The sequence below is a fragment of the Kiritimatiellales bacterium genome (assembly GCA_041656295.1).
GTDB lineage: Bacteria > Verrucomicrobiota > Kiritimatiellia > Kiritimatiellales > Tichowtungiaceae > Tichowtungia.
This window is the reverse complement of sequence record JBBADV010000039.1, coordinates 1-6,803: the sequence shown is the minus strand read 5'-3', so window position 1 is coordinate 6,803 and position 6,803 is coordinate 1. Positions and strand designations below refer to the sequence as shown.

Genomic DNA, 6,803 nt, shown 5'->3' with positions numbered 1-6,803 from the left:
TGAATGAAAATATTGTCGCAAACATCAACGGACAAAAAGAAACCATACCGCTGCAGCGTTTAATTGCCGGTGCACACACCGGACATCTCGGCGACATTGATTCGCCGTGCTATCGCTTCAGCCGCGCGCCGCTGCCGCACGAACTCAACTATCAGTTTACCGTTCAGGATTCCGGCGATGCCGGCGATTTTTATTATCTCCGCGTCCGGCAGAAAGATGACCAATGGGCTTGGTCTTCGCCGATATTTTTTCGATGTCATGATAATTCAGACACATCATCAGCAGTTAAGGGAACAGATCGTCTTTCAGGTCATGTGGCTTTATAGCGTGATATGAATGATCCGGCATCTAAAGGAGTAAACAGTTTATGATTATACAAAATTATCGTGAAAAAGTAATGGGTTGCTGGCTCGGCAAAGCTGTCGGCGGAACGCTCGGCATGCCGTACGAGGGGATGGATGGTCCGTTTGATTTAACGTTCTATGATCCGGTGCCGGCGGGCATGGTTCCGAATGACGATCTGGATTTGCAGGTGCTTTGGGCATGCCTGCTGGATCAGCAGAAATCGCCGGAAGTGAGCCGGACGCTGTTTGCCGGCGCGTGGCGGAATAATATTAATTTTCCGTGGGACGAATACGGCGTGTGCATCCGCAATCTGCGCGAAGGCATTGAACCGCCGTTAAGTGGATCGTTCGACAACTGGTTTATCAACGGCATGGGCGCCGCCATCCGCAGTGAAATCTGGGCGTGTCTCGCGCCGGGAAATCCGGCGCTCGCCGCCGCGTATGCTTACGAAGACGCCTGCCTCGACCATGCCGAACAGGGGCTCTGGGCCGAAGTCTGGCTCGCGGCCATGCAAAGCGCAGCGTTTATTGAAACTGATATTCATAAAATTATCGATATTGGATTTCAGCAGATTCCGGCAGACGCCGAAATCCGCGCCGCGATTGAAGACACCAAGCGCTGGTGGGATGAATCCGGCGACTGGAAAAAAGTCCGCTTGCAGATTTTAGAAAAATACGGACATGAAAACTTCACCAATGTTACCGAAAACATGGCATTCATTCTGCTGGCGCTGCTCGCCGGTAACGGCGACTTTTCACGTTCTATCTGCACCGCCAACAACTGCGGCAAAGATACAGATTGCACCGCCGCTACCGTCGGCGCACTGCTCGGAATTTTAAATCCGGACAGTATTGAAGAACGCTGGCTCAAACCGATCGGACGCGATCTGATTCTCAGTCCCGAAATCACCGGAATCACTCCGCCGGAATCGCTCGATGCATTCACCGATCTGGTTCTTACTCTTCGCGAACGTCTCTCCGGCAAACTGCCGCCGGAGGTTCCGGCACCGAAAAATCCAACGAAAGAAATTCATGCGCGCATTGGATTCAAAGAAGTTCCGTGGTTCGGGCAGGGCTGGTCGCTCAGCAGACCGCTGAAGCTTGAACTGCCGGAAATGGTGCCGGTCACATTTCCCGGTACGGTGGTAAAATATAAGTCGACTGACTTTACCGCCGGAATGCTGTTTGTGGAATACAGGTTTGAATTAAAACAACAGACCGCTGCGCGCGTTTTTTTTAATACCAACGAAAACTGCCGCGTCTTTTTAAACGGTGAATATCTTTTTGGACGCGAATGCGGACGCATGGCGCCCTCGGCACACCGCGTTCCAATTCATCAGTCTGCCGATATGGTGTTGTCCGCCGGAATTCATACGCTGGTGGCGGTTATTGCCAGACCGGCAGCAGATAAAGAGATTGAATGGGTTGTCGGTGTCGCTGATCGCAACGATAATCATCAATGGATTCCTTTTGCATTGATTTAAATGCTGCTCGGCGCGGGTAAACTTTTATTCTGAGTTTTTTACCCGAGTATATATTCTATTTTCCGTGATTCCGGCGCGGTTTTCTGATTAGTTTTAAAGTTTTATGAAACTCCGGCCTCTTAAATTTGGAAACGTAACGTTTAATTTTCCGGTGGTGCTGGCGCCGATGGCGGGCTACACGGATGCGGCATTCCGTTCCGTTTGCAAAGAGCTCGGCGCCGGCGCGTGTTACACCGAGGTGACGAGCGCTGAAGGCATCCGGCGCGACTCGCAAAAGACGTTTCAATTTCTTGAGGTGTCAAAACTTGATCATCCGATCGCCGGGCATATTTTCGGGAAGTCGGTTGATGCGATGGTGGAAGCGGCGCGGTACATTGAAGCGCTCGGTACGTTTGACTGGATCGATTTAAACTGCGGCTGTCCGGTGCGCAAAGTTGTCCGGCGCGGCGCCGGTGCAGCACTGATGAAAGAGCCGGAGCAGATCAGCAGAATTGTGCGCGCTGTAAAAAATGCGGTGTCGCTGCCGGTGAGTGTGAAAACGCGCATCGGCTTCAGTCCGGCGTTTCCGGATCACATGACGATTGCAAAAATTATTGAAGATGCCGGTGCGGATATGATTGCGGTGCACGGACGGCTCGCGTGCAACTTTCATAAAGGTGATGTTGATTTCGAAAAAATTGCCGAAATCAAACAGGCTTTAAAAATTCCGGTGATCGGGAATGGCGGTGTGCTTACACCGGCAGATGCGGCTCTCATGGTGCAAGAAACCGGCGTTGACGGTGTGATGATCGGTCGCGGTGCAGTTGGAAATCCATGGCTGTTTGATCAGATTAAACAGTATGGGAACGGCGAAAAAATAAAAGCTCCGGCGCTTGCAGACCGCCGCGCCGTAATTGAAACGCATTTGCTGCGGCTGGTTGAACTGACCAAAATTACGGTGCAGGGGCGCCGGTGCAAAACAAAATATAATGCAGAGCAGGGTGCGTGTCTGCATTTTCGTCCGCATCTCGCACAATACATTAAAGGGCTGCGCGGCCGCCGCGAACTGATGCAGCATTTGAATGAAATGCACGACGTAAAAACCGTAATGGATGCCGTTGACCGTGTGATAGAGCAGAATGAAGTGTGATCAAAAACTCGAAGCTTTATTGTTGTGCCGCGTTGACGTATTTTTTACGGCATGAAAATCGATACACTCATCGTCGGTCCTTTTGAAGAAAACTGCTATCTCATTCACGGCACAGAAAACCGCGCGCTGATTGTTGATCCCGGTTACGACGCCGGAAGAATTTTAAACGAACTCCGCCGGAAAAATTTAACGGCGGATGCTTATCTGCTGACGCATGGACACGCCGATCATCTTGCCGCCTTGCACGATGTTTGCACTGCGCAGCCGGCACCGGTGTATCTTCACTCCGCTGACGGAGCCTGGGCGTTTGGTCATGCAAACCAGATTCCGCCTTATTATCCTGTTCCGCAAAAACCGGCGGTGCAGTTTATTCATCCGGGCGCCGGTGCAAAATTTTCCGGCGCCGGACATGAATTTACTGTGTTTGAAACGCCGGGACACACGCCGGGGTGTATCTGTTTTTATTTTGAAAAAGAGCATATTATTTGCACCGGCGACACGCTGTTTAAAGGTTCGTGCGGACGCACCGATCTGCCCGGCGGCGACAGCCGTGCGCTGACACAATCATTAAAAACACTTGCAGCACTGCCGCCGGAAACCGCGGTGTATCCCGGGCATGGCGACAGCACTACCATCGGGTATGAGAAGCGCACAAATTTTTTTATGCAGCCGCATACATGAAAACGCGGCGTGACGAATGCGGGGGCAGACAAGAACGTCTGCTCCACGCAGTGATTCGCCTATAAGCGTGAGTGGAAACTCTGAATTGTAAACGCCGAACTTTTCTACGCTTCTTTGAAAATACCCATGTGCCGGAATTTTTCGTAACGGCTGTTCATGAGAACTTCCGGCGATTCTTTTTTGAGCTCAGCCAGATGCCGCAGAATGACGGCTTTAAGATTTTCGGCGGCGGCTTTGTGATCGGTATGCGCACCGCCTTCGGGCTCCGGTACCTTTTCGTCGGCGAGTTTAAATTCAAGCAGACAGTCCGCCGTGATTTTCAGCGCTTCGGCGGATTTATCCGCGAATGCACGGTCTTTAAATAAAATCGCGGCGCAGCCTTCCGGTGAAATAACGGAATAGTAGGCATGTTCCATAATCAGAATGCGGTCGCCAACGCCCAGCCCGAGCGCACCGCCGGAACCGCCTTCGCCGGTGATGGTAACAATAACCGGCACGCGCAGATTAAACATTTCACGCAGGTTTACGGCGATGGCTTCGGCAATGTGGCGTTCTTCGGAAGCCACGCCGGGATACGCGCCGGGTGTGTCGATGAAGGTGAGTATCGGTACATTAAATTTATCGGCAAGCTTCATCAAACGCAGCGCTTTGCGATAGCCTTCGGGATAGGCGCAGCCGAAATTACACTCGAGATTGCTTTTGGTGTCGCGTCCTTTTTGGGAGCCGATCACCATCACCTGCTGTCCGTCGATTTTTGCCAGGCCGCCGATGATGGCGCGGTCATCGGCATGAATGCGGTCACCGTGAATTTCGATAAAATCCGTTGCCAGATATTTAATGTAATCCCGCGTATACGGCCGGTCGGGATGGCGCGCTACCTGTACTTTCTGCCACGATGTCAGATTGCTGTAAATCTGTGCGCGTGTTAACGCGATTTTTTCTTTCATCCGCTCAATTTCGTGCGACACATCAATATCCTGCTCTTTACTGAAATTTTCCAGTTCGTTCAGTTTATTTTCGAGGTCAAGCACCGGTTTTTCAAAAGGCAGTGTGAAAGGCGGCATGATGTTTCTCCAAAAGTCAGTTCGTTATTAATTTAAAATATATTATTCGCTGATTGCCATCGTTGTTCCGCGCGGGATCAGCATATACAGTTCCTCGATATCTTCGTTCAGCATCCGGACGCAGCCGTTGCTGGTGTCGGCGCCGATGCTGTCGCGTACCGATGTTCCGTGAATCCCAAAGCCGCGGATTTCGGGGCGGGTACTGTCTTTAAATGACATCCAGCGTGTACCCAGAATATTTTCCGGATCACCGTAGGCGTATACTTTGCCTGCCGGCGATGTCCAGTCCGGATTCATCTGATGCACATCTGTCACGAAATTCCCCGCCGGCGTTTTGCCGAATACGCCGAGACCGACGATATAACGCTTGAACAGTTTTCCGTTCATTAATAAATCGAGATATTTGCCGGTTTTATTTACCTGAACGGTGAACGGTGCCGCCGGAATCTGCAGCGTGTTGCCGGGATAAATCAGATTGCCGGAAATATTATTCATTTTACGGAGCAGCTCAATTGTCGTTTTATTCTGCCGCGCAATCTTATCCAGTGAATCGCCGGGCTGAATGACATAATTCTTTTTTTCCGGTGATGGAATGCCCGGGGATAGAAGGAGTTGAATATTCAACCGTCCCTGCACGCGCAGTGCGTTATTTTTCAAACTTTCATCGGACGTTGCCGCCATCACTTCGCTGAGCAGGTTGCGTGCGTCGAGCAGTTTCCCGGCGGAAGTCAGATTTTGCGCTTGAGAGAAAAGCTGCTGCGCACTCGATGTTGCTGTCGGCGGTGTTGCTGTCGTCCGGGGTGCCGGTTGCTGTGCAGTTGTTGCTGCCGGTTTTGATTGTATTTGCGCCGCCGGCGTTGCTTCCGCTGGTTTTTCTGTGCGGCTGCGCCCGAAAAACCACCACATACCGCCGGTCGCCAGAGCGAGTATCAGCACCGCTGCAATCACCGGTCCGGAACCGCGCCGGTTGTGCCTGCTGCCGCGGGGTCTTACATAAATATCAGCCATTTTTTCTTTCAGCTCTTTTGAATTTGGAGAGGTTAGAGTATTCCAACCGACATTTTTTTGCAATCCATTAAAAATCCGCTATCTTCTCCCGGATTATGCAAAACAGATCCATAGAAACTGCCGGCAGCCCGACCGATATGACTTTCGGCGTGCAGATGATCATTCTGCTCAACGTTGCCGTTTATATACTGGAAGTATTTTTCGGTTTTCCATTCCGGCACTGGCTTGCGCTTCACGCCAGCTGGTGGGAAAGCGGCAGCGTCTGGCAGCTTCTGTCGTATCAGTTTGTTCATCAGGGCTTCGGGCATCTGCTGTCCAATATGCTCGGAATTTATTTTCTCGGGCCGGAAACCGAACGAACCATCGGCACCAACCGTTTTCTGGCGCTCTATCTTATCAGCGGACTTCTCGGCGGACTCGGCTGGTCGCTGCTCTCTCCGCCGTATCATCAGTGTATCGGCGCATCCGGCGCGGTGTTCGGTGTGCTCGGCGCTTATGCCGCGCTTTATCCGCACCGCGAACTCGTCATCATCTTTTTTCCGTTTATGCCGGTCAAAGCGTGGATTTTTGTACTGATTCTCGGCGCATACGAATTTTTTAACACGCTCAGCGGACAGGGCGGCTACGTTGCCAACTCCGCGCACCTCAGCGGCGGTATCGCCGGATATATTTACGCTACCATTATCGGACGTCCCGATATTCTCCGGCGCATCAAAGACCGCTTCAAACCGCTTGATAAAGATGCCTTTGTCAGCCGCGCTGAAATTGATCGTATTCTTGATAAAGCCGCGCGCTACGGCATGCACTCTCTGACCCGCGCCGAACGTGAAGCGTTAAAACATGCGCGAGAACGGTAAGGCATAAAAATTTTGGGTGCAAATGGTAGAACGGGCATCCAGCCCGTCCGCGTACGCAATGTTCTCTGTATTCCAAAACCGGTATCCGCACTTTTTCAACAAACACCGTCGTATTGCCTCATATAAAAAAGACACCGAAGGGGTGCTGATTTTTGATCGTTGACGGGCATGGGGTAGTTCTTTCGTTATGGTTTGTCAAGCGGCGGTTTTCCCGGCCTGTTTTTTCAGTTCTTCCA

At 51.5% G+C, this 6,803-nt stretch carries 7 protein-coding genes; 5 read left to right on the top strand and 2 right to left on the bottom strand.

The window, feature by feature from the left end; genetic code table 11:
* The 4 genes from WC959_12785 to WC959_12770 all read left to right on the top strand — a co-directional run.
* Window positions 1-326: hypothetical protein (locus tag WC959_12785; protein ID MFA5689991.1), on the top strand; the 326-nt coding region annotated here is incomplete at its 5' end.
* Between the two features lie 41 nt (window positions 327-367).
* Window positions 368-1,828 (top strand): ADP-ribosylglycohydrolase family protein, encoded by a 1,461-nt coding sequence (locus tag WC959_12780; GenBank protein ID MFA5689990.1) that lies wholly within the window; start codon window positions 368-370, stop codon window positions 1,826-1,828.
* A gap of 103 nt (window positions 1,829-1,931) precedes the next feature.
* The gene (dusB, locus tag WC959_12775) at window positions 1,932-2,957 is read left to right on the top strand and encodes a tRNA dihydrouridine synthase DusB (GenBank protein ID MFA5689989.1); all 1,026 of its coding nucleotides are present in this window, start codon (window positions 1,932-1,934) and stop codon (window positions 2,955-2,957) included.
* A gap of 51 nt (window positions 2,958-3,008) precedes the next feature.
* A complete protein-coding gene (locus tag WC959_12770; protein ID MFA5689988.1) occupies window positions 3,009-3,638 on the top strand; it encodes an MBL fold metallo-hydrolase in 630 nt (209 codons plus the stop codon).
* A gap of 104 nt (window positions 3,639-3,742) precedes the next feature.
* On the opposite strand, the gene WC959_12765 is transcribed toward WC959_12770, so the two are convergent.
* Complete coding sequence (locus tag WC959_12765; protein MFA5689987.1) at window positions 3,743-4,702, bottom strand: acetyl-CoA carboxylase carboxyltransferase subunit alpha; 960 nt, start codon at window positions 4,700-4,702, stop codon at window positions 3,743-3,745.
* A gap of 42 nt (window positions 4,703-4,744) precedes the next feature.
* Window positions 4,745-5,710 carry a L,D-transpeptidase family protein gene (locus tag WC959_12760; GenBank protein MFA5689986.1) on the bottom strand — a complete coding sequence of 322 codons (966 nt, stop codon included), beginning with the start codon at window positions 5,708-5,710 and terminating at the stop codon, window positions 4,745-4,747.
* A gap of 95 nt (window positions 5,711-5,805) precedes the next feature.
* Between WC959_12760 and WC959_12755 the strand changes: the two genes are divergently transcribed.
* A complete protein-coding gene (locus tag WC959_12755) occupies window positions 5,806-6,567 on the top strand; it encodes a rhomboid family intramembrane serine protease (GenBank protein MFA5689985.1) in 762 nt (253 codons plus the stop codon).
* Window positions 6,568-6,803 lie beyond the last annotated feature (236 nt).